Here is a 25,834-nt window from a genome sequence, read left to right as displayed (position 1 = left end):
CGTACAGGGGGGAAGAAGGCGTGCCGTCAGCCGACGTTCGCGCGCGCCGCCGCGCGGGCGCGCAGCGTGCCGAGCAACGCGAACGCGCCGGCCGCCAGCAGCGCGGCATTGAAATAGAGGCCGCCGCGCATCGACCCGGTGGCCGTGTTGAGCACGCCCATCAGGAACGGGCTCGCGAATCCGCCGATCGCGCCGGTCATCGTGATCGCCGCGATCGCGACCGCCATCGAGCGCTTCGGCAGCGCGAGCCCCGGCAGCACCCAGAACGCGGGCAGCGCCGCGGCGTGCGTGGCGACCGCGATGCACAGCGCGATCATCAGGTGCGACGTGCCGGCGCTGCTCGCGAGGCCGGCGAGGGCCGCCGCGCACGCGAGCATCGCGACGGCGCCGTGCTTGCGCCATTCGCGCCGGCGCTCGGTGCGCCAGCCCATCGCGAGCATGCCGACGATGCCGCACAGGTACGGCAGCGCGGACAGCAGCCCGATCTGCATCGCGCCATGCAGGCCGCCGCGATGCAGGATCACGGGCATCCAGAACACGAGCGCGTAGCCGGCGGCCGCGATTGCGAAATTGGCCGCGCACAGCAGCCAGAAATCGCGATGTGCGAGTAGCGGTCGCGCTGCGTTCGCGGCCGGCGTACCGGCTTCGGCCTGCGCGTGCGCGGCGCGCAGCGCGGCCTTGTCGGCGTCAGACAGCCAGCGTGCGTCGTCCGGCCGGTCGTCGAGAAAGCGCAGCGCGACGAGGCCGAGCGCGCTGCTCGGCAGCCCTTCGACGACGAACAGCCATTGCCAGCCGCTCAGGCCGGCCACGCCGTCGAAGTACGACAGGATCGCGCCCGACACGGGGCCGGCGATCAGCCCCGCGAGGTACAGCGCGGTCATGAACAGCGCGAACGCCTTGGCGCGCTGCCGCGGCGGATACCACGCGCCGAGATAGAACAGGATGCCGGGGAAGAAGCCGGCCTCGAACACGCCCAGCAGAAAGCGGCACGCGTAGAACTGCGCGGGCGTCGCGACGAACATCGTCGCGGCCGAGCCGAGGCCCCACAGCACCATGATCCGGGCGATCGTCCGGCGCGCGCCGATCCGCGCGAGCCACGCGTTGCTCGGAATCTCGAACGCCATGTAGCCGATGAAGAAAATGCCCGCGCCGAGCCCGTAGACGGCGTCGGAGAAGTGCAGTTCGGCGGCCATCTGTGCGTGCGCGAAGCCGATGTTGATCCGGTCGATGAACGACAGCGTGTAGCAGAGGATCAGGAACGGCAGCAGCCGGCGCGAGATTCGGCGGTAGAGTGCCTGTGTCGCGCCATCGTCGACGGCGGCCGGGTGGATCGAAAGGGTCGGGGTCATGGGCACTCCGTCAGAAGCGGTGAGTGACGCCGAGCGCAAACACCTGCTCGGTGCCGCCCGGTTGCGGTGGCAGACCGGCGACGACGGTATTGCGGGCGTCGCCGCCGTTCTTCATGCAGAGATAGCGTGCGTAGAGCGATGTCCGCTTCGACAGCGGATGGTCGTAGCCGACGCCGAGCGCGGTCGCATCGTTCGCCGAACCCTTCACGTCGCGGCGCACCACCGACACGAGCACGCGATCGAGCGCGCCGACGTTGATCGACGCACCGACGCTCGCGGTCGAGAACGCGGGCAGGCGCGCCGCCGTGCCGACGCCATACAGGAACGCGGCGTACAGCTTGACGCGCGCGAACGCGTAGTTGGCCGCGAACACGTAGTGGCGGGTCGTCGACGGGGAGACGACGGGCGCCAGGTTGCCGGCCGACGTATCGCCCTGGAAGCCGGCGCCGACGTAGAGCCCGCCGATCCGGTACTGAAGCCCGGCGCCGTAGTTGCGTCCGGCTTGCGTCGAGAGTGCGTTCGGCGTCGGAAAGCCGTACGTGGCCATCACGCGCAGGCCGTTCCAGTCGGGACTCAGATACGACGCCGCCTGGTTGAAGCGCGGAATCGGCGGGGTCGTGTTGCTCGTGATCGTGTCGGTCGACGTTGCGAGCAGCGCGAGCGGCGACATCCGCTCGTTGAGTCCGAACGGATCGCCGTCGTACACGACGTAGAACGCGGGCGTGTATTGCCGGCCGAGCCGCAGGTCGCCGTAGCGCGTGTTCTGCAGCGATACATAGGCCTGTCGGTAGAACAGCGTGCCGCCCTGGAACGATCCGTCGGCTGGCGAGAAACCGCTTTCCAGCACGAATTTCGTCGATGTGCCGCCGCCGAGATCCTCGACGCCCGTCAGGCCGAAGCGGCTCGTCGACGCGCCGCCGCCGCTTTGCCGCAGGGTCGACAGACTGCCGATGCGATCGAATTCGACGTAGCTGTCGACGATCCCGTACAGCGTGACCGACGACGCGTGCGCCGGCGTGGCGCACAGCACGCACGCGCCGACCAGGAATGCTTTCCGTTGCATGAAGGTGTCTCCGTCCATGTTTTTTGGGCGCGCCCGCGTTCTGGGAGCGGTGCGCGCGGATGCTGCGGTGCGGCGCCGGGCTCAGCGGCCCTTGAACACCGGCTTGCGCTTCTCGAGAAACGCGCGGGCGCCCTCGATCCGGTCCTCGCTCGCGTAGACGTCGGGGCCGACGTCCAGCCGCAGCGCGGCGGCCACCGGCAGCCCCTGGCTGCGCGTCGCGGTTTCCTTGATGCGGCGGATCGTGAGCGGTGCGTTCGCGGCGATCGTCTGTGCCAGCTCGCGCACGGTGTCGTCGAGTGCGGCGCCGGGCACGACGCGGTTCAGCAGGCCGGCGCGTTGCGCTTCGTCTGCGTCGAAGCGGCGGCCCGTGAACAGCAGCTCCATCGCGATCGCGCGCGGCAACATGCGCGGCAGCAGCACGCTCGCGAAGTTCGCACCCATGCCGACCCGCGCTTCGGGCAGCGCGAAGGTCGCGTGAGCGGCGGCGATCCGCAGGTCGCACGCGAGCGCGATTTCGCAGCCGCCGCCGATCGCGTAGCCGTTGATGGCCGCGATGGTCGGCTTGCGCAGCTCCAGGATCAGCTCGTGCACGTTGCGTGCGAGCCCACGCATCGGCTGCATTCCGCGGATCTCGGGGTCGCCGAGATCGACGCCCGCGCTGAATGCGCGTTCGCCCGCGCCGCGGATCACGACGACGCGAATCGACGGGTTGTCGTCGAGCGTGACGAGCGCGTCGCACAGGCGGCGGATCGCGTCGGCGGACAGCGCATTGGCGACGTGTGGGCGATGGATCGTCAGCCACGCGATGCCGTCGGCGTCGTCGCGCAGGATAGACGGGGCATCGTCGCCCGCCGGTGAAGAAAAGCGCTGGGTGGTCATGACGCGCTCCCGGCCACGTCCGCCCGCGTGTCGTGCAGCACGCCGGCCTGCCGCAGCGCGTCGCGGCGCGCCGCGTCGATCCCGAACGCGTCGAGCACGGCGTCGGTGTCGGCGGCAAACGGTTGGGGCGGCCGGCGTATCGAGCCGGGCGTGCGGGACAGTTTGGCGGGAATGCCCGCGCCGGTGTACGTATCGGTATCGACGAACATCGCGTTGCGCGCCGCCTGCGGATGGCCGAACGCATCGGCCACAGTGTTCACCGGCCCCGTCGCGACGCCGGCGTGCATCAGCCGCTCGACGACCTCGTCCGCCTGCAGTTCGGCGGTCAGCTGGCCGAGCAGCGTGTCGAGCGCTTCGCGATGCGCGACGCGCTGCGCATTGGTCGCGAAGCGCGGATCGCGCGCCAGTTCGGGCACGCCGAGCGCCTCGACGAGCCGCGCGAACGTGCGGTTGTTGCCGGCGCCGGTCGCGACCGGCTTGTCCTTGCACGGATAGACGCCGTACGGCGCGATCGCGCCGTACACGTTGCCGGTCGCGACGGGCACGTCGCCGGTCGCCATCCAGCTCGTGCTGACCGGATGCAGCATCGACAGCGCGGTGCTGAACAGGTCGATGTCGACGTGCTGTCCGAGGCCGGAGCGCGTCCGCTCGACCAGCGCGACCAGGATGGTGGAGACGGCGCTCAGGCCGGCCGCATGATCGACGACCGGAAACGGCACCTTGAGCGGCATGCCGCCCGGCTCGCCGTTGATCGACATGAAGCCGGCGAGGCCCTGCGCGACCGCGTCGTAGCCCGGAAACCGCGCGAGCGGGCCGTCGGTGCCGTAGCCGGAAATCGAGCAGTGGACGAGGCGCGGAAAGCGTGCGCGCAGGCAGTGTTCGTAGTCGATGCCCCAGCGTTCGAGCGTGCCCTGCTTGAAGTTGTCGATCAACACGTCGGCCGTTTCGAGCACGCGCAACAGCACGTCGCGTCCGTCGGGATGCGACAGGTCGAGCGCGAGATTGCGCTTGTTGCGGTTGAGCCCCCAGTAGTAGCTGGAGATGCCGTTCGGCATCGCGGGCCCCCAGTCGCGCGTTTCGTCGCCCTGCGGCGGTTCGATCTTGATGACGTCCGCGCCATGGTCGGCGAGCGTCTGCGCGCAGAACGGCCCCGCGTAGACGCGGCTCAGGTCCACCACGCGCACGCCTGCAAGTGCGCCTTCGTTGCTGCTGGTCATGACGATGTCTCCTTCGATGTGGATTCGACGGGCCGGCAGGCCGGCATGCGTCGGCTGCACGGCCGCGATGCGTCGCGGGTTCAGCCGCGCGAGGCGAACAGCGCGGTGACCGCCGCGCGATGCTCGGGGCTGGCGTGCGCGAACGCCTGGTACGACGCCGACAGGTCGAGCAGCGTGTCGAGGCTCGCGTGGCGGCCTTCGCGCAGCAGCCGCTTGGTCAGGCGCAACGCGGTGCCCGAATGACGGGCGATGCGGCCGGCCAGTTCCTGCGCATGCGCGAGGAGGTCACCGTCGGGCACGACGCGCGACACGAGCCCGCAGCGCAGCGCGGCCTGCGCGTCCAGCGCATCGCCGGTGAACGACATTTCCGCGGCGACCGCGGCGCCGACGATCTGCGGCAGGAACCACGCGCCGCCGTCGCCCGGCACGAGGCCGAGCGCGATGAAACTCTCCGCGAAGCGCGCGCTGTCGGCGGCGATGCGGATGTCGCACATGCACGCGAGGTCGGTGCCGGCGCCGATGGCAGGGCCGTTGACTGCCGCGATGGCCGGCACTTCGAGATGCAGGAACGCGTGCGCGAGCCGCTGGATGCCGCGCCGATAGCCGGTCCGGATCGCGGCAGGGTCGTGCGGGCCCGATTCCATGAACGTGCGCATCGTCTTCACGTTGCCGCCCGACGAGAACGTCGTGCCGGCGCCGGTCAGGACCAGCACGCGGATCGATTCGTCGCGGTTCGCTTCGTCGCAGCATTCGGTCAGCGCGTCGATCGCATCGGTGTCCGAAATGGCGTTGCGGGTGTCGGGACGGTTCATCGTGACGGTCAGGATCGCGCCCTGCCGTTCACGGTTCAAAAAAGCTGCCATGGTGTCTCCGTGTATTCGGTGCCGCGGGACTTCACGCCGCGGCCCGAAGCCTAGTATCGTCACGACGGTCGGCGGCGGGAAATTCCGTTCCACATACGTGGAAGGCCCGTGCCGGTCTCTGCGGAGAAGGCGGGATGAGCGGAAACGTGGTCAAGAGCGCAGCGCGCGTGTTCGAGGTGCTGGAACTCTTCAGCACCTTGCAGCGGCCGCTGAGCGTGCGCGAGATCGCCACGCGGTGCGGGTATCCGGGATCGAGCGCGGCGGCGCTGCTGACCAGCATGAAGACGCTCGGCTACCTCGCATACGACGACTCGACCCACGCGTATGCGCCCACCGCGCGGCTCGTCAATCTCGGCGAAGCGCTGGTCGATTCGGCGGCCGGCAGCCGTCGGCACTGGCATGCCGTCGCGAAGCGGCTGGCGGCGCGCACGCACGAGGCGGTCGTGGTCGCGGTGCAGAGCGACCTGTACGTGCAGTACATCGATGCGGTCGAAGGCTCGCATTCGATTCCGGTGCAGTTCTATGCGCCGATCGGCACGCGTCGCGAGATCTGCATGTCGGGCCTTGGCTGGGCGCTGCTGAGCCTCCAGCCGGACAGCACGATCCGCCGGCTCGTGTCGCGCAGCATCCGCCGGATCGGGAAGTCGGGCAGGACGATCGACGAGGACGTCGTGCTCGACAAGGTCGAACAGACCCGCCGGCTCGGCTATTCGTATTCGGCGCATACCGTCACGCAGGGCGCCGCGATGATTTCGATGGTGATCGCGGACGGCTGGAACGGGCTGCCGCTGGCGATGGGCGTGGCCGGGCCCGTCGAGCGGATCGACCCGCATCGGGACGCGATCGTGCGCGCGATGCGGGCGGCGCTCGCCGAGCGTGCGTGCGACGTGGTCGGCTAGGGAACATTCCGCTGTTTGGAGAAATTCATTCGTGAGGCCAGCGCAAGCCCGTTATTCGCGTGAACAGGTCCTAACCGCGCGAAACCGGCGCGCGCAGGCATTCACATAGAATCGGGACGTTTCGCCGCTCCTGTCCCGACTGCATTTCAGCGAGGCCGCCATGCCATTAAACGCGCCGCTTTCCGGCATCCACGTCATCGAATTCGAAGGTCTCGGCCCCGGTCCGCTCGCGGGCTGGATGCTTGCCGGCATGGGCGCGCGCATCACGCTGGTCGCGCGCCCGTCCGGCCGCACCAGTGCGCCGGACGCGCTGCGGGCCCGCGACGGCGACCTGCTGCGCGAAGGCAAGACGATCGTCGAACTCGACCTGAAGGCGCCAGCCGGGCGTGACGCCGCGCTCGACCTGATCGCGCAAGCCGATGCGCTGATCGAGGGCTTGCGGCCCGGCGTGATGGAGCGGCTCGGCCTCGGGCCCGACGTTTGCGCGCGCCGCCATCCGAAGTTGGTCTACGGGCGCATGACGGGCTGGGGCCAGCACGGCCCGCTCGCGGCCGCGGCGGGGCACGACCTGAACTACGTCGCGCTGACCGGGCTGCTGTCGCTGTCCGCGCCGCGCGACGGCCGGCCGGGCGTGCCGCCGACCGTCGTCGGCGATGCGGGCGGCGCGCTCGGGCTCGCGTTCGGGATCGTCTGTGCGTTGCTCGACGTGCGCGGCGGCAGGCCGGGGCGCGTGGTCGATGGCGCGATCGTCGACATCGTGTCGATGCTTGGTTCGCTCGCGCTGTGGGCACGCGCGAACGGGCTGCTCGACGGCGCGCAGCCGAGCCTGTTCCACGACGCGCCGTTCTACGACGTGTATCGCTGCGCGGACGGCGAATGCGTGACGATCGGCGCGCTGGAACCGCCGTTCTATGCGCTGCTGGTCGAACGGCTCGGGCTGACCGACGTCGATCCCGCGTCGCAGTACGACCGGGCGCGCTGGCCCGCGCTGAAGGCGCGTTTCGCTGAGGTGTTCGCGCAACAGCCGTCCGCGCACTGGCGCGCGCTGCTCGAAGGCACCGACGCGTGTTTTGCGCCGGTGCTGAGCGTGGCCGACGCGGCCGTGCATCCGCACAATGCGGCGCGCGGCATCTATCGGACGGATGAGCACGGGAACGTGCGGGCGCGGGTGGCGCCGCGGTTTTTGCCGTTGGCGGGGGATGACGCCGACTAGGGCCGTCTTTCAGGAGGCTGCTTCCGCTCCTCGACGGTCGAGTGCCCAGCGCATCCGAGAACTAATTTTGATGCTAAATTTAGTATCAAATGAAGTGCAATCGACGCTCGATCGAAAAAGGAGCAGACATGCCCCACACCATTCTGGCGAGCGTGACGGCGAGCGTCTCGGAGCTGAAGCGGAATCCGATGGGAACCGTTGCCGCAGGCGAAGGTTTTCCGGTCGCGATCCTGAATCACAACGAACCCGCGTTCTACTGCATTCCCGCGAAGACGTGGGAGGCGATGGTCGAACGTTTGGAAGACATCGAAGACAATGCGTTGGCCGATTCGCGCGCCAAGGAGAAGGTCGTCAAGGTCAAGCTGAATGACCTTTGAACTCGCCTTTCTCGAACCTGCATTGAAGGAGTGGAAGAAGCTCGATCGCACCGTGCGCGATCAATTCAAGGCCAGGCTCGCGGAGCGGCTGGAGCATCCCCGCATCCCGTCAGCCAAATTGCATGGCCACCCGGATCGCGACAAGATCAAGCTGCGTGGTGTCGGCTATCGCCTCGTCTACGAAGTGCGCGACGCGGAAGTCATCGTGCTGGTGGTCGCGGTGGGCCGCCGCGAGCGTGATGCGGTTTATCTGGCTGCGATGAAACGCTAGCGCGGCATCAACGCTCGGCCTCGGCAACTCACGCCGTTTCCGCCGGCGCATCCGGCATCTTGCCGTCGCCGACGCGGTTGATCGTGCCTTGCGCGATCGCGACGAGCCGTTCGTGGTCGCCGTCGATGACGAACACGTGGCACTGGCAGGTCGCCTGGTGCCGGCCCGCGTAGACGAGCTTCGCGCGGGCGACGAGCGTGCCGTTCACGGCCGGCCGCAGGTAGTTGATCTTGTATTCGGCGGTGATCACGCGCGGGCCGAGCACGAGCGCGCCGGCGAACGTCAGCGCGTTGTCCGCGAGATAGCTGATGACGCCGCCGTGCACGAAACCGTGCTGCTGCCGCAATTCCTCGCGCACCGGCAGACACAGCGACACTTCGTTGTCGCCGATATGCATCAGCTGCGTGCCCAGCAGCATGCTGAACGGCTGCGCGCGCAATGCGCCGCGCGCGTGGTCCGTGATGTCGGTCATTGAACGTCCTTGGAAATGAGTGCCCGCTTGCGCTGAACTCTAGGAAGGGGGCTCCGGATAAGCAAGGAAATTCGTCCGCGTTTCGTGCAAATCCCGGCGCGATGCGACGCGATTATTGTGCCGAATACGCAAGATCTCCGCGTTTGCGGGCGATTCGCCTGCATTGGCGGCCATTCCGCCTAAAGTCCGACGAAGAAATGCCGCTAATGCCGGGGCATCGCCTCATCGTCCGCTCTTCAGGAATTCCCCCATGTTCGGAAAAATCAAGCTCGCGTCGGGTCTGCTCGGCGTGTTGACCGTGTTCTGCCTCTTCCTGTTCGCGATCGAAGCGCTCGGCTTCTGGACGCTCGCGTCGACGCGCCGCGGCGTCGACGATCTGTCGAACGTCGCGATCTCGCAGGTCGACGCGGCCAGCCGCGCGACCGAGCAACTGCTCGACGCGCGCATCAACCTGTCGCGGGCCGGCACGCGGATGGTGCGCGGCGGCCCGAAACCCGAAGACATCATCCGCCATGCGGGCGCGTCGCTCGCGGAAGCGGACAAGGCGTTCGCGGCGCTGACGGCCGCGCAGCCGGTCGACGACACCAACCGCACGCGCGTCGCGGCGCTCACCGAGCGTTATCGCGCGCTGCGCGGCGCGCTGGGCGAACTCGTGCAGTTCCTCGACGCCGACAACATCCAGGCGTTCCTCGACCAGCCGACCCAGGGCTTCCAGGACGCGTACATCGCCGAACTGCATCGCTTTACCGACTACGGCGGCACGTCGAGCCGCGCGGCGCTCGACACCATCGACGGCGGCATGCTGTGGTTCAAGTCGGTCGGCATCGTGCTGCTGGTGGCGATGCTCGCGGCGAGCGTCGCGATCTACGCGGCCGCGCGGCGCGCGGTCGTCGCGCCGCTGGAGCAGGCCGGCCGCCATTTCGAGCGGATCGCGCAGGGCCGTCTCGACGAAGCCGTGCAGGCGGGCGGCGTGTTCGAGATCGACCGGATGCTGCGCGGCCTCGCCACGATGCAGACGAGCATCGCGGGCACCGTGCGCACGGTGCGCCAGGCGTCCGACGCGATCCATCTCGGCGCCGGCGAGATCGCGGGCGGCAACGCCGACCTGTCGGCGCGCACGGGCACGCAGGCCGCGTCGCTCGAGGAAACCGCCGCGAGCATGGAGGAACTGACCGCGACTGTCCGCCAGAACACCGACAGCGCCCGCGCGGCGAGCGCGCTGGCCGACGCGGCGCTCGAAGCGACGAGCCACGGCGGCGGCGTGGTCGACAGCGTGATCGACCGGATGCGCGGCATCGCGCAGAGCTCGGGGCGCATCGCGGAGATCATCTCGGTGATCGACGGCATCGCGTTCCAGACCAACATCCTCGCGCTGAACGCGGCGGTCGAGGCCGCGCGGGCCGGCGAACAGGGGCGCGGCTTCGCGGTGGTCGCGGGCGAAGTGCGCTCGCTCGCGCAGCGCAGCGCGCAGTCGGCGAAGGAGATCAAGGCGCTGATCGAGGATTCGGTCGCGCAGATCAACGGCGGCGCGGCGCTCGTCGAGCGCGCCGGCGACGCGATGCGCACGGTGTCGGCGTCGATCACGCGCGTCGTGCAGACGATGTCGGAGATCACGGCGGCGTCGGTCGAGCAGAGCGTCGGGATCGAGCAGGTGAACCAGGCCGTCACGCAGATGGATCAGCTGACGCAGCAGAACGCCGCGCTGGTCGAGGAAGTCGCGGCGGCGGCCGCGTCGCTGAACGACCAGACCGCGCACCTGATGCAGGCGGTGTCGGTGTTCGAACTGGGCGACGGGCGCGCCGCACGCGGCGATCGCGCGGCGCCGTCGTTCGCTGCGACGGGTTACGAACCGGCCGGCAGCGCCGCGTAGGCGGTCGCGAGGTGGTAGGGCGTCGTCGACGGCATGTCGGCGCGCGACACCTGCCCGTCGGCCGTCTTGCACTCGAACCAGCCGCGCGGATGCAGGAAGCGCGCGGCGAACCGCTCGATCTGGCGTGCGAGCGGCGCGGAGGCCGGCGTGCCGCCGTGCGTCGCGAGTGCGCGCAGGTATTCGGTCTGCGCCCAGATCCGCTGCGTGCCGTCGATGCACGCGCCTTGCGCGTCGAGCGCCGCGCACACGCCGCCCGTCTGCGGATCGACGCCGTATTGCTCGGCGAACGCGAACGCGCGCGACAGCGCGGCGGGGAGCCCGGTCTGCGCGAGCCGCGCACCGGCCGCGTCGACCAGATAGAACCACTCGAACTGATGGCCGGGCTCGAAACGGTTGTCGGCCGCCCCGAGCGGCAGTTCGGCCACGCAGCCGGTCGCCGCGTCGACGAACGTGCGCTCGACGGCCTGCGCGGTGCGCGCGAGCGCATCGTCGAACGCCGGGTCGCCGAACGCATCGGCGGCCGCGAGCCACGCTTCGGTCAGGTGCATCAGCGGATTCTGCAGCGCGCCGCTGCCGGATGACGAGAAATCGGCGTGGCGCGCGGCATCGAGCAACGCGTCGCCGTGGCGCGGCGCGAAGCGGTCCTGGATCAGCGCGGCGGTGGTTTCGGCCACCGTGCGCGCAGCGGCGTCGCCCGACGCCGCATGCCATGCGGCGCACGCGAACACGATGAACGCGTGCGTATAGAGATCCTTGGTCGTATCGAGCGGCGCGCCCTGCGCGTCGACGCTGTAGATCCAGCCGCCGTGGCGCGCGTCGCGAAAGTGCCGGCACAGCGCGTCGAACAGCGTGGCCGCGTGCGCGGTGTCGCCGGCCTGCGCGAACACGAACAGTTGCCGGGCGCACGCCATTGCGCGATAACGGGTCACGGGCAGCGGCGCATGGGTGGCCGGATCGACGGCCTCGAACGGCAGTTGCAATGCCGGGTCGAACCCTGAACCCCGCCAGATCGGCAAGACGACGTGCGCGAAATGGTGGCGCAGTTGGGCGGCCTGGGCGGAAGCGGAGTCGGAAACGGGCATGGCGGGGTTGAGCGCTTGGATCGAAACGTGTCGGCGGCCCGGAGAATCGGCGCGGCCGGGGCCAAGGATAAAACATTCCGCGCGGCCGGCACCAAAAAAAGGAGATAAATCGGATGCTCAGCAACCTGGAACTCGTGATGCGGCTCGTTCTCGCGGCGGCGCTCGGGAGCGTCATCGGCTTCGAGCGCGAGCGCCTGTCGTGGGCGGCCGGCCTGCGCACGCACATGCTGGTGTGCGTCGGCTCGACGCTGATCATGATCGTGTCGGCGTTCGGTTTCGCCGACGTGCTCGGCACCAGCGACCACGTCGTGCTCGATCCGTCGCGGATCGCCGCGCAGGTCGTGTCGGGCATCGGCTTCCTCGGCGCGGGCTCGATCCTGCTGCGCGGCGAGATCGTGCGCGGGCTGACGACGGCCGCGAGCCTGTGGTCGGTCGCCGCGATCGGCCTCGCGGTGGGCGGCGGGCTCTATGTCGCGGCGATTTCGGCGACGATCATCATTTTGATCATCCTGGCCGGCATCAAGCCGCTGGAGCGGCGCTATTTCACGGTGCGCCAGCGGCGCCAGCTCGCGTTGACGGTGGCGAGCGGCACGCTGACGTTCGATTCGCTGCACGCGGCGCTCGGCCCCGACAGTGCGCGCGTGAAGCAGTTCATCGTGCAGCGTGCCGACGACACGGGCGAGCAGGACGAGGTGCGCATCGCGCTCGCGCGGGTGTCGGAAGGCGAATACAAGGCGATCTGCGACAAGCTGCGCGCGCTGCCGGGCGTCACGCGGTTCGACGGCGGGAACGGGCTGGGGGGCGACGAATAGCAGGCCTGTCAGCACGAATGCGCTGGGCGGAGGGAGTCGTCGGTCCGGGGCGTTGGTTGATGCCGTCGAGCGCGACGGCAACCTGGACGTCGCTGGTGGAATGTCGTTGGCGTAATCCAACCGTCAATCGGTAGTGGAGACGCGATGATATCTGGCAACGTACTTTGCCTGAGCGATGATTTTCCCGTGCATCTGATAAGCGACGACTGCGGGACTTGCCGCCGGCGCCACGTCGATTTTTGCCACGTTCAGGGCGGACGCCGTCACGACATATCGATGCGACGCCCCCTGAGGCGGGCAGGGCCCACCGTATCCGGATTCGCCAAAATCCGTCAATGTCTCGACAGCGCCGCTCGGCATGAGCTTCGGATTGCCGGAAGCGCCTTTTTCGATCGACGACGCCGAAGGTGGAATATTGACGATTTCCCAGTGGGTCCAGCCGAGCCCCCCGGTCGGCGCATCGGGATCGAAGATCGTCACGACGATGCTCTTCGTGCCGCGCGGAACGTGAGCCCACGAAATGCGCGGCGAAACGTTCTGACCGTGACAGCCGAAACCTCCGTACACGTGTTCGTTCGTAAAGTGCCCGCGATGGAGGTCATCGACCGTGATCGTGAACGGCTCCGCGCTGGCTCTCGCCGGGATGAACCCTAATGCCGTTGAGGTGAATAGCATCGCGGACAAAAAAAATCCTCGGTCGCATGACGTTGCTCCGTTGATGGGTGAGAGTTCAGTACAACGGTATCCACCGTATCTTGTAGCGATGCGCCCCGGAAGGCGCATTCGCGAACCACGGTGTTGCCTTGGCTGCAACGTCGACGCGTAGCTACTGTCAACGTTTCTCTCGACCTGTTAGCCCTGAGCCGTCGCGACAGCCGGATCAAGGAGATGGGCAGACGGATCATTGACGACGCGTTGTGGAACCTGATCGAGCCACTTCTACCACCGGCCAAGTCCCCGTCGGTTCAAGTATCCGCGTCGCAAGCCCGTGCTGAATCGCGCAGCGCTGACGGGCATTCTGTTCGTGCTGAAGACCTGCATTCGCTGGCGCGATCTTCCTGCCAAAATGGGATGTGGCTCGTGCGTGAGTTGCTGGCTGCTGCCGCGGGACTGGCAAGAGGCTGCAGTCCGGGATGCATTTCACGCGTTGCTGTTGACCAAACTACTGCGAATCCCTGTCGATCCTCGCTTCCCTCGAGGCCGGGCCTTCGCACTGCGAATCAATACTCGCCTTTATGGTCGAAACATGTTCCAATTATTGCAACATTGCATGCCACTTTTGATCCGATCATGGACGCCAATCCGGCCACGCAGTTTCCGTGTTCCAACGCCTCTCCCTCAGAGGGTCGCATCCTGACAGCGCTACCAGATACATGGAAAAGCGCACCAGTGGCGTCACCGTGGGATGGGATTCAAGTGCATAACTATCAGATCCGCGAAGAGGGGGAAGTCCGGGATTTGCGATTCGAATCGAACCTGCTTCTTTGCTTGTATCGAAAGCCTCACGAGCGGGTTGAGAGCCTTAATCGATTCGGCCGCTGGCAGCACGCCGACGCTTCAGATAGCAGTGTGGCGTATGGTCCACCTAATGCGGCGTTGAATTATCGATGGGGCGTCAACCTCGAGCAAAGCCATCTCATTATCAATATCGATTGGCTTCAGGGTACCTCCGGCCGGATGCCGATCCCGCTCCATGGGTGGTTTGCGGGTATCCACGATCGCATACTGGTGCAACTCATTGACGAGATCGTGCGGGACGCGTCATCGGGCACGCCTACTGGCGTCGAACATGCCGAGTGGTTGGCGCTCTCGGCGCTTTACCGCTTCACGGCGCTGGCCCGAAATACCACATGGGAGTGCAACATGGGGCTCGCGGATGCGATTATGGACCGGGCATTGCAATTCATTCACGCTGGGCTGGATTCAACGCTTCGAGTCCGAGAGATCGCTAGTGCCGCGGGCTTCGAGTCAAATTTGTATGGTTTCATGCGCCTGTTCGGAAAGTACACCGGTTTACCACCACATCAATATGTGATGGAAGCTCGCCTCGAGCGTGCGAAGAATCTGTTGCTTCAGGGGCACGGGAGCGTAACCGACGTAGCGCTGGCATGCGGATTCAACAATATGAGCCATTTCTCGACCGCTTTCAAACGCCGATGGGCTGCGTCACCATCCCAGTTGATCAAAGGAAGCCGATGATCGCCACGGCGAGATATCACGTCGAAATCCTGCTCCCGGTCGGGAACGACACACCTTCCGCCCCGTAGGCCGCCTGTACGGAAAATTTATGAAACAAGCCTACAGCCTGCGCTGGTGGGTCGTGGCGCTCGGCTGCCTCGGTACCATCATCGATTATCTGTCCCGCAACGCGCTTGGGGTGATGGCGCCGGAACTCAAGTTCATTTTGAACATGAGTACGCAGCAATACGCATACGTGGTCGGTGCATTTCAGGCGGGCTATTTAGTCATGCAACCGATATGCGGGCTGGTCATAGACTTGATCGGCTTGCGGATTGGCGTTGCCATATTCGTAGGCATCTCGTCATTTGCGGGTATCTTGCACGGCGTGGCCGGTGGATGGCTATCGCTGGCTGCACTGCGTGCGGTAAAAGGCGCCGCCGATGCTGTCGCGATTCCCGCCGGGATGAAAATCGTTGCCGAATGGTTTCCAGATCACGAAAAATCGGTTGCGGTCGGTTATTTCAACGCTGGCACATCACTCGGCTCACTTTTTGCACCGCTGGTCGTCGTGTTCCTGTCTCGCGAGTATGGCTGGCAAAGCGCGTTCACCATTACCGGCGCGCTGGGTTTCGTATGGTCGGCAATTTGGTATTTTGTCTACCGCTCGCCAGGGCAATACCAGGGGCTGGCCAAGACGAAACACGTCGAGCCTCCCGGTAAGCGAATGTCAGTCCGCACCGAGTGGCATGAAGGAATCCGGCGCATATGGAAGGTGCTTGGAATGCGCCGTTTTTGGGCAATAGCCCAGGCGCGCTTCTTTGCCGAGCCCGTCTGGCAGACCCTGATTTTCTGGGTGCCGCTGTATCTGGCAACGGAACGGCACATGGACCTGAAGCAGATTGCACTGTTTGCATGGCTACCCTTTCTCGCAGCCGACCTGGGTGGCCTTTTCGGCGGATACTTGTCGCCTTTCCTGATCAACCGCTTTCACGTGCGGCTAATCGGATCGCGCGTCGCCGGCGTAGCGCTCGGAGCCGTTTTGATGTTCGGGCCCGCGTGTATTGGGCTAGTCGCTACGCCGCTTCAAGCAATCGTTCTGTTCTGCATGGGTGGTTTTGCACATCAGATGATCTCCGTACTTCTCAATACGCTGTGTGCAGACGTCTTCGAACCGGATGAGGTAGGTACTGCAGCGGGACTGGCCGGTATGGTGGCCTCGATTGGAGGTCTTGGATTTTCGTTGCTGTTGGGTTCGACTGCCGACCGGTTTGGATATGGGCTTCTCTTTGGAGCATTTGGAGCCTTCGATCTGATTGGGGCGACGATACTCTTCATCCTTTTGCGTGGCGTGACGCGCCGGGCTCCGGTCGCCACGGAAGACAGGACCTTTCAATAGTTGCATCGATCGCAGAGTCCGGCGGCTCCGTCCGCCAACGAGCGCCGCATTCCGCCATGCGCAGCCCGGGAAGTAGACGATGCAACGGGCTCATGACTGGGCGTGCTGCTTAAACCTTCTCGAGTCTATATCCGAAGGTGTACACCGACTGCAGCCGGAGGCCATGCTCCCCATTCAGTCGCAGCTTGTTTTTCACGCGATAGATATGGGTGTCAAGCGAGCGCGAGGACGTGTCGCCTGCGTCTCCCCAGACAAACGTTATTAGGTGGTCGCGGGGAACGACGCGCCCGACATTTCTGAAAAGCGTGGCGATGATCTCGAACTCCTTCCTTGTCACTTTAACTGGCTCGTTGTTGACGAAGATATTTCGACCGCCGCGTGGAACCAGGTAATTTCCGACCAAGACGGAGTCATCTGATTCTTCAGAGATGTTCGTGCGTCGGATTACAGCATTCACTCTGGCGATAAAATCTTCTTTGCTCATCGGCATGCGGATCCAGTCATCTGCGCCAGCGTTGAGTACATCCGCGGTGGAACAGTCCGACAATACGCCGGACAAAGCCAAGACGGGAATTTGCTTGCCGAGGTTATGCCGAACCCAGCGGATGAGGTCGAGCCCCGGCATGGCCGGCACAGTCAATTCCAAGATAACGAGATCGAACATCGCTTGTTGAAGGGCGCGCACAGCCTGGGCGCCGTTCTTGACGGCGACCACATCATTTTCGCGTTGCTGACAGAGGAGGCGCGCGAGATCACCATATACTGCTCGCTCGTCCAAAAACAAAATCTTCATATATCGTTCGTGTGAAGCGAATATTTCACCTTTGTGTGGTGAAAATCAACCACCTTCGGTTGAGGTGTGGTTCTGATTCTGAGTTAATCTGATGTGTTTCAGGATCAAGTGCATTTCTGAAATGCTAATCTAGTAACGTGTGATCGCGACCCATTTGAAGGGGCGACAATAACTCACCGGAGCGGAGGCTTCTCTGAGTCTCATCGTGCGCGACCGGGCTCAGCAAAAATTCTTTCCGGTTTTTCCCTTTAATCCAGTGCGGCTCGCGACCGACTCCTGACCACGTGCATCCGGACACCGGATCGTAGTATTTGGCCCTTCTTTTTCGCTGGCGTTGATGTTCAGGGGGGAATACGTCGCGTGCGGTCAAGTTGAACAATTTCACGCACATCCTGATCTCTGATATCACGGCGTCAATCATTTTCAATTTCTCAATCTCAAGTTCGTGATCGAGCCGCTTCTTCAAATCGAGATAATTTTGATAGGTCTGCATTGACGTGTCCTAGAAAGGTGGAAGCAAATTATCTACACGGCTGACGCTTCCTCAAGCAATGGCGAGAGGTGGCGGGGCATTCTCTAAATTCACCCGGACGCCACTGCTATCAGTGCGGCCGGATATAGCAGGTGCGCATACTCGCTCATTGACTACTCCGTGCGATCAGATGTTCGTCCATGGATGTCTGTCTTTCTGAAATATTGTCACGCTTCGCCGTGCCGTGCTTTTTGAATTTTTGCGGGCCTCGTGGACGCGAAAAAAATTTGAAAACATCAGACAGAGCTACTGCCACCCGGAGAAAAGGCGGGGTTGGCGTGACGTATGGTCAGTCATTTTGGAGCGGTCGTTTGTTGCCATCGAGCGCCAATAAATTAAACGGCAGGCGATATTCGATCTGACGAACCTTGACACATATTCACCGGATTGGTGCATTTTCGTGAAAATTGTTCAGCCCTGGGCCGGGCGGTCAATTGGAAAATCGACGCTAGCCGGTGAGTGGGTTTGGCATTTAGCTCGCCGTTGAAAGGTCGACAATTTTTTAATTTGTCAGATTTATGCGGAAGATGTCTGTGACGGAAGTCGCGGCTCGATATCGACGGGGATCTAAATGAACAAGAATTACAGGACAATTTGGAACGAGGCGCTTGGCGCCTGGGTGGCCGCCTCAGAAAACGACTCGGCTCGCGGAAAGCCGAACAAGAGGAGCGTAGTTGCGCTGATGGCCGTTGCACTGATTGCGTGCCCACATACTGTTCTGGCGCAATATTCGGCTGGCCTCGGAGCGGCCGCTCAGACAGGTGCGATCGCAATTGGTGGTAATAATGGGGTAACCAATGCATCTACCGCTGGGGATATTGCAATTGGTTCAGCTGCTACAGCGAACTCGGGTTCGAGCGTACTTGGGACAATGGGGCCGGCAGTTGCCATCGGCTGGGACACTACCGCTTCGGGTCTATATGCGACAGCGCTTGGTGCGTTCACGTTTGCCAGCGCAGCGAACGCCACGGCAATTGGTGCGCATGCTACTGCGACATCTCAAGGCGCCACTGCAATTGGTTATGGAGCTACAGCTAATGCTGTTAACTCTGTGGCTTTAGGGTATGGGTCGATAGCCGATGGTATGGCTACCCCAGCGCTGGGCACGACAATTAATGGTGTCCAATATACTTTTGCCGGGATAAGCGCCTATGGGATCGTTAGCGTGGGTTCCCCTGGTGACGAAAGAGTCATCACCAATGTTGGTGCAGGGCAGATATCGTCCACTAGCACTGACGCGATTAACGGATCGGAGCTTTATGCGACGAATCAAGCGATTACTGCCGTCGCTTCGAGCGTGACAAGCCTGTCTACTGCGGCTGCTGGTGCTGTATCCGCAAGCAGTTCAATTGCGTCGCTCTCGACGGGACTCAGTTCAACCAACAGTTCCGTGACTTCGCTGTCGACGTCAACCTCCACCGGGATCAGCACCGCGCAAAGCGGCGTCACTTCGTTGTCGACAAGTCTGAGTTCGACCAAAAGCACGGTGACCTCGCTGTCGACGTCGGCGTCGACGGGGATCAGCACGGCTCAAAGCGGAGTGACGTCGTTGTCGACGGGCCTGAGCGCGACGAATAGCACGGTGACCTCGCTGTCGACGTCGGCGTCGACGGGGATCAGCACGGCTCAAAGCGGAGTGACGTCGTTGTCGACGGGCCTGAGCGCGACGAATAGCACGGTGACCTCGCTGTCGACGTCGGCGTCGACGGGGATCAGCACGGCTCAAAGCGGCGTGACCTCGTTGTCGACGGGTCTGAGCTCGACCAATAGCTCGGTGACCTCGCTGTCGACGTCGGCGTCGACGGGGATCAGTACGGCTCAAAGCGGAGTGACCTCGTTGTCGACGGGTCTGAGCACGACGAATAGCACGGTGACCTCGCTGTCGACGTCGGCGTCGACGGGGATCAGTACCGCGCAAAGCGGAGTGACCTCGTTGTCGACGGGTCTGAGCACGACGAATAGCACGGTGACCTCGCTGTCGACGTCGGCCTCGACCGGGATCAGCACGGCTCAAAGCGGAGTGACGTCGTTGTCGACGGGCCTGAGTTCGACGAATAGCTCGGTCGCGTCGCTGTCGACGTCGGCTTCCACCGGGATCAGCACCGCGCAAAGTGGCGTCACTTCGTTGTCGACCGGTCTGAGCTCGACGAATAGCACGGTGACCTCGCTGTCGACGTCGGCCTCGACGGGGATCAGCACGGCTCAAAGCGGCGTGACCTCGTTGTCGACGGGTCTGAGCTCGACCAATAGCTCGGTGACCTCGCTGTCGACGTCGGCGTCGACGGGGATCAGTACGGCTCAAAGCGGAGTGACGTCGTTGTCGACGGGCCTGAGCGCGACGAATAGCACGGTGACCTCGCTGTCGACGTCGGCCTCGACGGGGATCAGCACGGCTCAAAGCGGCGTGACCTCGTTGTCGACGGGGCTGAGCACGACGAATAGCTCGGTGGCCTCGCTGTCGACGTCGGCGTCGACGGGGATCAGCACGGCTCAAAGCGGCGTTACTTCGTTGTCGACGGGTCTGAGCGCGACGAATAGCACGGTGACCTCGCTGTCGACGTCGGCGTCGACGGGGATCAGCACGGCTCAAAGCGGCGTGACGTCGTTGTCGACGGGCCTGAGCGCGACGAATAGCTCGTTAACCTCGCTGTCGACGTCGGCCTCGACGGGGATCAGCACGGCTCAAAGCGGCGTGACCTCGTTGTCGACGGGTCTAAGCTCGACGAATAGCTCGGTGACGTCGCTGTCGACGTCGGCGTCGACGGGGATCAGTACGGCTCAAAGCGGAGTGACGTCGTTGTCGACGGGTCTGAGCACGACGAATAGCACGGTGACCTCGCTGTCGACGTCGGCGTCGACGGGGATCAGCACGGCTCAAAGCGGCGTGACCTCGTTGTCGACGGGTCTGAGCTCGACCAATAGCTCGGTGACGTCGCTGTCGACGGGTCTGAGCGCGACGAATAGCTCGGTAGCGTCGCTGTCGACGGGCGTAGCAAATTCTGTGCAGTATGACAACGCAGCGCATACGTCGGTGACGTTGGGTAGTGTCGGCGCGACTACGCCGGTCACATTGACTAACGTCGCCGCAGGCGTGAATCCAACCGACGCGGTGAACTACAGTCAGTTGAGTTCACTGTCGACATCAGCGTCAACGGGCCTTTCGTCGGCGACCAGCTCGATCACGTCGTTGTCGACGTCGACCTCGACGGGCATCAGCTCGTTGTCGACCGGGTTGAGCACGACCGACAGCACGGTGACGTCGCTGTCGACGTCGACCTCGACGGGCATCAGCTCGTTGTCGACCGGGTTGAGCACGACCGACAGCACGGTGGCATCGCTGTCGACCTCCACGTCGACGGGCCTGTCGTCGGCCAACAGCTCGATCACGTCGCTGTCCACGTCGACTTCGACCGGCATCAACTCGCTGTCGACCGGCCTGAGCTCGACCGACAGCACCGTGACGTCGCTGTCGACCTCGACGTCGACCGGCTTGTCGTCGGCCAATAGCTCGATCAGCTCGCTGTCCACGTCGACTTCGACCGGCATCAACTCGCTGTCGACTGGCCTGAGCTCGACCGATAGCACGGTGGCATCTCTGTCGACTTCCGCGTCGACGGGCCTGTCGTCGGCCAATAGCTCGATCAGCTCGCTGTCGACGTCGACCTCGACGGGCATCAGCTCGTTGTCGACCGGGTTGAGCACGACCGACAGCACGGTGGCATCGCTGTCGACCTCCACGTCGACGGGCCTGTCGTCGGCCAACAGCTCGATCACGTCGCTGTCCACGTCGACTTCGACCGGCATCAACTCGCTGTCGACCGGCCTGAGCTCGACCGACAGCACCGTGACGTCGCTGTCGACCTCGACGTCGACCGGCTTGTCGTCGGCCAATAGCTCGATCAGCTCGCTGTCCACGTCGACTTCGACCGGCATCAACTCGCTGTCGACTGGCCTGAGCTCGACCGATAGCACGGTGGCATCTCTGTCGACTTCCGCGTCGACGGGCCTGTCGTCGGCCAATAGCTCGATCAGCTCGCTGTCGACGTCGACCTCGACGGGCATCAGTTCGTTGTCGACCGGTCTGAGCACGACGGATAGCACGGTGACGTCGCTGTCGACGTCGACCTCGACGGGCATCAGCTCGTTGTCGACTGGCCTGAGCACGACGGACAGTACGGTGACGTCGCTGTCGACCTCGACCTCGACGGGCATCAGTTCGTTGTCAACTGGCCTGAGCACGACGGACAGCACGGTGACGTCGCTGTCGACGTCGACCTCGACGGGCATCAGTTCGTTGTCGACTGGCCTGAGCACGACGGACAGCACGGTGACGTCGCTGTCGACCTCGACCTCGACGGGCATCAGTTCGTTGTCGACTGGCCTGAGCACGACGGACAGCACGGTGACGTCGCTGTCGACCTCGGCCTCGACGGGCATCAGCTCGTTATCGACTGGCCTGAGCACGACGGACAGCACGGTGACGTCGCTGTCGACCTCGGCCTCGACGGGTATCAGCTCGTTGTCGACTGGCCTGAGCACGACGGACAGCACGGTGACGTCGCTGTCGACGTCGACCTCGACGGGCATCAGTTCGTTGTCAACTGGCCTGAGCACGACGGACAGCACGGTGACGTCGCTGTCGACCTCGACCTCGACGGGCATCAGTTCGTTGTCGACTGGCCTGAGCACGACGGACAGCACGGTGACGTCGCTGTCGACCTCGGCCTCGACGGGTATCAGCTCGTTGTCGACTGGCCTGAGCACGACGGACAGCACGGTGACGTCGTTGTCGACCTCGACGTCGACAACCGTCAACTCGCTGTCGACGGGATTGAGTGCGACCAACAGCAACCTGGCATCGTTGTCGACGTCCACGTCGACGGGCATTGGCTCGCTGTCGACCGGCCTTAGCGCAACCGGGAGCAGCGTCGCGTCGCTGTCGACGGGGCTGAGCACGACGAACAGCAACGTGGCGTCACTCTCGACATCCGCATCCACCGGCGTCAGCTCACTGTCGACGGGCCTGAGCACGACCAACAGCAGTGTCGCGTCGCTGTCGACGTCAACGTCGACCGGCCTCAGCTCGACAAACAGCAGTATTACCTCGTTGTCGACGGGATTGAGCACGACCGACAGTAACGTGACGTCGCTCTCGACCGGACTGTCCACAACCAACGACAGCCTGGCATCGCTTTCAACCGCAGTGGCGCCCCTCACGTCGATCAAGACCCAGACGACGGACGGTAGCACCGCCATCGGCACCGGGGCCACCGCGGCACCGAACTCGACGGCCGTCGGTCAAGGCGCATCCGCGTCCGGAGCGAACTCGACCGCGGTGGGTGAAGGCGCGGTTGCATCCGGGCAAAACTCGACTGCAGAGGGGCAGGGCGCGATCGCCTCGGGCGCTAACTCGAAGGCGGATGGTCAGGCCGCAGCCGCGACAGGAGACAACTCGACTGCATTGGGCCAGGGATCGACTGCTTCGGGAGCCAATACGACTGCGGTAGGACAGGGCAGTGTCGCGAGCGCTTCGAATGCCGTGGCAATCGGTGCGGGTTCGGTGGCTTCGCAGCCCAACACGGTGTCGTTCGGATCGCCCGGCAATGAGCGTCGGTTGACGAACGTGGCGCCTGGCATCAACGGAACGGATGCAGCGAACATGAACCAGTTGTGGGGTGTCCAGTCGACCGTCAATGAGGTAGCACGTCGTGCCTACTCCGGGATCGCCGCGGCAACCGCGTTGACCATGATTCCCGAAGTCGACCCCGGGAAGACGATTGCGGTGGGGATCGGAGGGGGGAGTTACCAAGGGTATGCAGCGACTGCGCTCGGGGTATCCGTTCGCTTCAGCGACAACCTGAAAGCGAAGATCGGGGTAGGGATCAGCGGGAGCGCCAGCACTTATGGCGCTGGCGTCTCATATCAATGGTAAAGCGTTGATTTGAGCTCCGGGCGGATGCCGATCCTGTCGGCATCCGCCCGGAGATTTCCCTGCTCAACCGCTAATAATTTTGCCTCGTCAAGTGGGGCGTTTTATGGATAGCTTTCAACTACGCCACGCATTCCGGGTGGAACCATGAGGCATTCTCCGCTCGGATGTTCCCTCAACCACAATCGCAAAAGGCTGCGCCCAGGTGTGGGCATCTCGCTGTTTGCGCGCGACGGCCAGTCGTTGTGGGAAAACGGCATTCACCAGAACATCGCGTTCCTTGCGATGATGCTCAAGCACTCGGACCGCATCGGCCCCGTCTATTTCCTGAACGGCGGGGACGCGAACGCGCTGCCGGCCGGTCTCGACCTCGACGGCCTCGACATCCCGCTCGTGAAACCCGTCGACGTCGCGCATGAGCTCGACGTCGTGATCGAGATGGGTGCACAACTGCCGGCCGAATGGCTCAGGCACGTGAAGGCGCTCGGCACGAAGCTCGTCGCGTGCTACGTCGGCCATACGTACAGTGGCCTCGCCGAAACGCCGATCTTCGAGAAGCCTTCGGGACACATCTTCAACGGCACGCAGTTCGACGAAGTGTGGGTACTCGAAAAATCGCAAAAGATCGACGTGCCGCTGCTGCGCACGCTCACGCGCGCGCCGGTCCATACGATTCCGCATCTTTGGTCGCCGTACTTTCTCGATCGCCGTATTGCCGCGCTGGCGAGCGAAGGAATGACGTTCGGCTATCGGCCCGGTCGCCGCGCGTGGTGTCTCGCGACGCTCGAACCAAACATCTCAGTTGTGAAGTCCTGCCATTACCCGATGCTTGTTTGCGACGAGTTCTACCGCGCGCATCCCGAGGCCGTGCAGCATCTGTTCGTCGTCAATTCGATACACATGAAGGCACATTCTACCTTCGTGCATTTCGCGAACAGCCTAGATCTCGTACGCCGACATAAGGCGACGTTCGAACCGCGCACCGACCTGCCGGGCTTCATGGCGCGCCATGCGGATGCCGTCGTGTCGCACCATTGGGAAAATCCGCAGAACTACCTGTACTACGACGTGTTATATGGCGGCTATCCGCTGATCCACAATTCGACGCTGCTCGGAGATGCCGGCTACTACTACCCCGACTTCGATTCCGTCGCGGGCAGCCAGGCGCTGCTCGAAGCGTGGCTGCATCACGACGAGCGGCTTGACGACTATCGCGCGAAAGCTGACCGGTTGCTGCGATCGGTCTCGATCGACAACCCCGCCAACCTGGACGCGTTCGTTGAGCGCCTGGCCGCATGAACCGGCCCATACGCGTGTCGGACGCCCATGTGCGTCCAGCGCCCGGCGAGGGCGAGCGCTTCGTCGTCGGTGTATCGCCGTTCATGCATCGCACCGGCCCGTGGCTGCGGGGCGACAGGATTTTTCGGAGCCTCGGGTTTCTGTGCCGGTTTTCGCCAAGGTTCGCGGGACGCCACGTTTTTCGTCCGAGTGTATGACGACGACATGAGCTACTGCACGAAGGCGATGGTGCAATATGCCCTTGCACGGGATACAGGATCTTACGGGACGCCGGACCTGAGAACGGCCGCCGTAGTGCTGGCTGCGACAGCTTGCGATCAATTGATGCTGTGCGCTCAGCCGATCTTGAGCGTACAAGATGGTGAACGGGTTTTGTATCACGAATGCCTGGTGCGACTTCGCGGCACCGACGATCAACCGATCACATATCCGTCGGCGTTTATTCCCAGTCTGGAACGGCTTGGACTCATGCGCTTCCTGGACCGCTATGTCATTGGCATGGCCATCGAGTTCCTGGAGTCGAACTTCAACATTCGATTGGGCGTCAATATTTCCGCGCAAAGTGCGAATGAGATCGGAGGATGGGCATCGGTTCTTCGGCTGCTTGAAGGCAGACCGGACATAGCGTCTCGTCTTGTGGTGGAGATTACCGAAACTACGCAGTTGTCACCCGTAACAGGTCGAGTATTTGTCGAGCACCTGCGGCGTATCGGCTGCAGTATCGCCCTGGACGATTTTGGCGACGGGTTCAGCGTGGAGAATCGCGCGGTGATTTCTTCGCCCGAAATCATCAAGATTTCTGGTCGAATGTTACCGACGGGCGAATACGACGCGATACATCTCGAGCAGTTCAAGAAATTGGTGACTAGTGCCCGAGACCAGGCATCACAGGTGGTGGTGGAGGGAATAGAAAGCGCCGACGCATTACGCACCGCCTCGCTGGCCGGGGCTCACTGGGTGCAAGGCTACTACACTGGCAAGCCGAGCCGGTTGAGAATGACAGAGCAGTCCGCAGGTGGATCGGTAGGGCGCTCGATGCAGCAATTCGAGCGTATCGCCAATGCGGTGATCGATCCGCACATGGACAGAAAGATACACGGCGACGCGAGGCGTGCCTTTTCGGCCGGACTTGCAAGCGCGTTGTATGGCAGGCGTTCCGCTATCGCAACGAGTATGCGCAGTTACCTGACGGACGCGATGGAAAAACAGGCGGAAACACACAATACATCATCAGTGCGACTGCTTCGGTGTTTTGCCATGCTCGGTCGAATCAATGGCCAGGAATTGGCACGCTCGATGAAATCGGGAGTCGACTTGTGAATGGTCGATATCGGAAT

Annotated in this window: 21 protein-coding genes and 1 pseudogene; 12 read left to right on the top strand and 10 right to left on the bottom strand. The window is 63.9% G+C overall.

Going from position 1 to position 25,834, the window contains the following annotated elements; genetic code table 11:
* Positions 1-26: 26 nt before the first annotated feature.
* The 5 genes from HWX76_RS21020 to HWX76_RS21000 all read right to left on the bottom strand — a co-directional run bounded on the left by HWX76_RS21020 (position 27) and on the right by HWX76_RS21000 (position 5,371).
* Complete coding sequence (locus HWX76_RS21020; RefSeq protein ID WP_050013344.1) at positions 27-1,349, bottom strand: MFS transporter; 1,323 nt, start codon at positions 1,347-1,349, stop codon at positions 27-29.
* A gap of 10 nt (positions 1,350-1,359) precedes the next feature.
* Positions 1,360-2,412 (bottom strand): porin, encoded by a 1,053-nt coding sequence (locus HWX76_RS21015; RefSeq protein WP_050013343.1) that lies wholly within the window; start codon positions 2,410-2,412, stop codon positions 1,360-1,362.
* A gap of 81 nt (positions 2,413-2,493) precedes the next feature.
* Positions 2,494-3,291 (bottom strand): enoyl-CoA hydratase-related protein, encoded by a 798-nt coding sequence (locus HWX76_RS21010; protein WP_080334222.1) that lies wholly within the window; start codon positions 3,289-3,291, stop codon positions 2,494-2,496.
* The gene (locus tag HWX76_RS21005; RefSeq protein ID WP_050013342.1) at positions 3,288-4,508 is read right to left on the bottom strand and encodes a CoA transferase; all 1,221 of its coding nucleotides are present in this window, start codon (positions 4,506-4,508) and stop codon (positions 3,288-3,290) included. Before HWX76_RS21005 ends, HWX76_RS21010 begins: the two co-directional genes overlap by 4 nt.
* Positions 4,509-4,588: 80 nt before the next feature.
* Positions 4,589-5,371, bottom strand: a complete 783-nt coding sequence (locus HWX76_RS21000) for a crotonase/enoyl-CoA hydratase family protein (RefSeq protein WP_050013341.1) — start codon at positions 5,369-5,371, stop codon at positions 4,589-4,591.
* A 134-nt stretch (positions 5,372-5,505) separates the two neighbouring features.
* Here HWX76_RS21000 and HWX76_RS20995 point away from each other — a divergent pair, with 134 nt between their 5' ends.
* From HWX76_RS20995 to HWX76_RS20980, 4 genes are all read left to right on the top strand, one after another.
* The gene (locus tag HWX76_RS20995; RefSeq protein ID WP_050013340.1) at positions 5,506-6,270 is read left to right on the top strand and encodes a helix-turn-helix domain-containing protein; all 765 of its coding nucleotides are present in this window, start codon (positions 5,506-5,508) and stop codon (positions 6,268-6,270) included.
* A 160-nt stretch (positions 6,271-6,430) separates the two neighbouring features.
* Positions 6,431-7,483 (top strand): CaiB/BaiF CoA-transferase family protein, encoded by a 1,053-nt coding sequence (locus tag HWX76_RS20990; protein ID WP_050013339.1) that lies wholly within the window; start codon positions 6,431-6,433, stop codon positions 7,481-7,483.
* A gap of 128 nt (positions 7,484-7,611) precedes the next feature.
* A complete protein-coding gene (locus tag HWX76_RS20985; protein ID WP_048023838.1) occupies positions 7,612-7,860 on the top strand; it encodes a type II toxin-antitoxin system Phd/YefM family antitoxin in 249 nt (82 codons plus the stop codon).
* The gene (locus tag HWX76_RS20980; RefSeq protein WP_050018268.1) at positions 7,850-8,131 is read left to right on the top strand and encodes a type II toxin-antitoxin system RelE/ParE family toxin; all 282 of its coding nucleotides are present in this window, start codon (positions 7,850-7,852) and stop codon (positions 8,129-8,131) included. The genes HWX76_RS20985 and HWX76_RS20980 overlap by 11 nt, the downstream gene beginning before the upstream one ends.
* Before the next feature lie 28 nt (positions 8,132-8,159).
* Here the strand turns inward: HWX76_RS20980 and HWX76_RS20975 are convergent, their stop codons facing one another.
* Positions 8,160-8,603, bottom strand: a complete 444-nt coding sequence (locus HWX76_RS20975) for a PaaI family thioesterase (RefSeq protein ID WP_050018269.1) — start codon at positions 8,601-8,603, stop codon at positions 8,160-8,162.
* A gap of 250 nt (positions 8,604-8,853) precedes the next feature.
* Here HWX76_RS20975 and HWX76_RS20970 point away from each other — a divergent pair, with 250 nt between their 5' ends.
* Entirely contained in the window at positions 8,854-10,473 is a 1,620-nt protein-coding gene (locus HWX76_RS20970; protein ID WP_050018270.1) for a methyl-accepting chemotaxis protein, read from the top strand.
* Here the strand turns inward: HWX76_RS20970 and HWX76_RS20965 are convergent.
* The gene (locus HWX76_RS20965) at positions 10,446-11,555 is read right to left on the bottom strand and encodes an AGE family epimerase/isomerase (RefSeq protein WP_176016298.1); all 1,110 of its coding nucleotides are present in this window, start codon (positions 11,553-11,555) and stop codon (positions 10,446-10,448) included. The two genes, HWX76_RS20970 and HWX76_RS20965, sit on opposite strands and share 28 nt — an antisense overlap.
* 113 nt (positions 11,556-11,668) lie before the next feature.
* Here HWX76_RS20965 and HWX76_RS20960 point away from each other — a divergent pair, with 113 nt between their 5' ends.
* A complete protein-coding gene (locus HWX76_RS20960; RefSeq protein ID WP_050018272.1) occupies positions 11,669-12,367 on the top strand; it encodes an MgtC/SapB family protein in 699 nt (232 codons plus the stop codon).
* 123 nt (positions 12,368-12,490) lie between these two features.
* Here HWX76_RS20960 and HWX76_RS20955 read toward each other — a convergent pair whose 3' ends face one another.
* Entirely contained in the window at positions 12,491-13,042 is a 552-nt protein-coding gene (locus HWX76_RS20955) for a YbhB/YbcL family Raf kinase inhibitor-like protein (RefSeq protein WP_124631379.1), read from the bottom strand.
* Between the two features lie 213 nt (positions 13,043-13,255).
* On the opposite strand from HWX76_RS20955, the pseudogene HWX76_RS20950 reads away from it, so the two are divergent.
* The 3 genes and pseudogenes from HWX76_RS20950 to HWX76_RS20940 all read left to right on the top strand — a co-directional run.
* Positions 13,256-13,532, top strand: a pseudogene (locus tag HWX76_RS20950) (transposase); the annotation flags it as partial.
* Between the two features lie 125 nt (positions 13,533-13,657).
* A complete protein-coding gene (locus HWX76_RS20945) occupies positions 13,658-14,566 on the top strand; it encodes an AraC family transcriptional regulator (protein ID WP_185722712.1) in 909 nt (302 codons plus the stop codon).
* Between the two features lie 88 nt (positions 14,567-14,654).
* The gene (locus HWX76_RS20940; RefSeq protein WP_176016296.1) at positions 14,655-15,944 is read left to right on the top strand and encodes an MFS transporter; all 1,290 of its coding nucleotides are present in this window, start codon (positions 14,655-14,657) and stop codon (positions 15,942-15,944) included.
* A 109-nt stretch (positions 15,945-16,053) separates the two neighbouring features.
* Here the strand turns inward: HWX76_RS20940 and HWX76_RS20935 are convergent, their stop codons facing one another.
* A complete protein-coding gene (locus HWX76_RS20935) occupies positions 16,054-16,737 on the bottom strand; it encodes a response regulator transcription factor (RefSeq protein WP_124631341.1) in 684 nt (227 codons plus the stop codon).
* A 124-nt stretch (positions 16,738-16,861) separates the two neighbouring features.
* Positions 16,862-17,230 carry an H-NS histone family protein gene (locus tag HWX76_RS20930; RefSeq protein ID WP_176016295.1) on the bottom strand — a complete coding sequence of 123 codons (369 nt, stop codon included), beginning with the start codon at positions 17,228-17,230 and terminating at the stop codon, positions 16,862-16,864.
* 610 nt (positions 17,231-17,840) lie between these two features.
* On the opposite strand from HWX76_RS20930, the gene HWX76_RS20925 reads away from it, so the two are divergent.
* The 3 genes from HWX76_RS20925 to HWX76_RS20915 all read left to right on the top strand — a co-directional run bounded on the left by HWX76_RS20925 (position 17,841) and on the right by HWX76_RS20915 (position 25,817).
* Positions 17,841-23,201: a YadA-like family protein gene (locus tag HWX76_RS20925; RefSeq protein WP_176016324.1), complete on the top strand. Its 5,361-nt coding sequence runs from the start codon at positions 17,841-17,843 to the stop codon at positions 23,199-23,201.
* A gap of 144 nt (positions 23,202-23,345) precedes the next feature.
* Positions 23,346-24,497 (top strand): DUF2827 domain-containing protein, encoded by a 1,152-nt coding sequence (locus HWX76_RS20920; RefSeq protein WP_124631340.1) that lies wholly within the window; start codon positions 23,346-23,348, stop codon positions 24,495-24,497.
* A gap of 204 nt (positions 24,498-24,701) precedes the next feature.
* On the top strand, positions 24,702-25,817 hold the full coding sequence (locus tag HWX76_RS20915; protein WP_176016294.1) for an EAL domain-containing protein: 1,116 nt from the start codon (positions 24,702-24,704) through the stop codon (positions 25,815-25,817).
* Positions 25,818-25,834 lie beyond the last annotated feature (17 nt).

The sequence above is a fragment of the Burkholderia sp. BCC0398 genome (assembly GCF_902833245.1).
Classification (GTDB): Bacteria; Pseudomonadota; Gammaproteobacteria; order Burkholderiales; family Burkholderiaceae; genus Burkholderia; species Burkholderia sola.
This window is presented reverse-complemented; position numbering and strand designations above follow the sequence as displayed.

Coding starts and splice junctions, on each gene's coding strand:
- HWX76_RS20995 (WP_050013340.1), top strand. CDS start 5,506: ATGAGCGGAAACGTGGTCAAGAGCGCAGCGCGCGTGTTCGAGGTGCTG.
- HWX76_RS20915 (WP_176016294.1), top strand. CDS start 24,702: ATGAGCTACTGCACGAAGGCGATGGTGCAATATGCCCTTGCACGGGAT.
- HWX76_RS20935 (WP_124631341.1), bottom strand. CDS start 16,737: ATGAAGATTTTGTTTTTGGACGAGCGAGCAGTATATGGTGATCTCGCG.
- HWX76_RS20975 (WP_050018269.1), bottom strand. CDS start 8,603: ATGACCGACATCACGGACCACGCGCGCGGCGCATTGCGCGCGCAGCCG.
- HWX76_RS21020 (WP_050013344.1), bottom strand. CDS start 1,349: ATGACCCCGACCCTTTCGATCCACCCGGCCGCCGTCGACGATGGCGCG.
- HWX76_RS20970 (WP_050018270.1), top strand. CDS start 8,854: ATGTTCGGAAAAATCAAGCTCGCGTCGGGTCTGCTCGGCGTGTTGACC.
- HWX76_RS20960 (WP_050018272.1), top strand. CDS start 11,669: ATGCTCAGCAACCTGGAACTCGTGATGCGGCTCGTTCTCGCGGCGGCG.
- HWX76_RS20990 (WP_050013339.1), top strand. CDS start 6,431: ATGCCATTAAACGCGCCGCTTTCCGGCATCCACGTCATCGAATTCGAA.
- HWX76_RS20925 (WP_176016324.1), top strand. CDS start 17,841: ATGAACAAGAATTACAGGACAATTTGGAACGAGGCGCTTGGCGCCTGG.
- HWX76_RS21000 (WP_050013341.1), bottom strand. CDS start 5,371: ATGGCAGCTTTTTTGAACCGTGAACGGCAGGGCGCGATCCTGACCGTC.
- HWX76_RS21005 (WP_050013342.1), bottom strand. CDS start 4,508: ATGACCAGCAGCAACGAAGGCGCACTTGCAGGCGTGCGCGTGGTGGAC.
- HWX76_RS20945 (WP_185722712.1), top strand. CDS start 13,658: ATGGACGCCAATCCGGCCACGCAGTTTCCGTGTTCCAACGCCTCTCCC.
- HWX76_RS20955 (WP_124631379.1), bottom strand. CDS start 13,042: ATGCTATTCACCTCAACGGCATTAGGGTTCATCCCGGCGAGAGCCAGC.
- HWX76_RS20965 (WP_176016298.1), bottom strand. CDS start 11,555: ATGCCCGTTTCCGACTCCGCTTCCGCCCAGGCCGCCCAACTGCGCCAC.
- HWX76_RS20940 (WP_176016296.1), top strand. CDS start 14,655: ATGAAACAAGCCTACAGCCTGCGCTGGTGGGTCGTGGCGCTCGGCTGC.
- HWX76_RS20920 (WP_124631340.1), top strand. CDS start 23,346: ATGAGGCATTCTCCGCTCGGATGTTCCCTCAACCACAATCGCAAAAGG.
- HWX76_RS20930 (WP_176016295.1), bottom strand. CDS start 17,230: ATGCAGACCTATCAAAATTATCTCGATTTGAAGAAGCGGCTCGATCAC.
- HWX76_RS21010 (WP_080334222.1), bottom strand. CDS start 3,291: ATGACCACCCAGCGCTTTTCTTCACCGGCGGGCGACGATGCCCCGTCT.
- HWX76_RS21015 (WP_050013343.1), bottom strand. CDS start 2,412: ATGCAACGGAAAGCATTCCTGGTCGGCGCGTGCGTGCTGTGCGCCACG.
- HWX76_RS20985 (WP_048023838.1), top strand. CDS start 7,612: ATGCCCCACACCATTCTGGCGAGCGTGACGGCGAGCGTCTCGGAGCTG.
- HWX76_RS20980 (WP_050018268.1), top strand. CDS start 7,850: ATGACCTTTGAACTCGCCTTTCTCGAACCTGCATTGAAGGAGTGGAAG.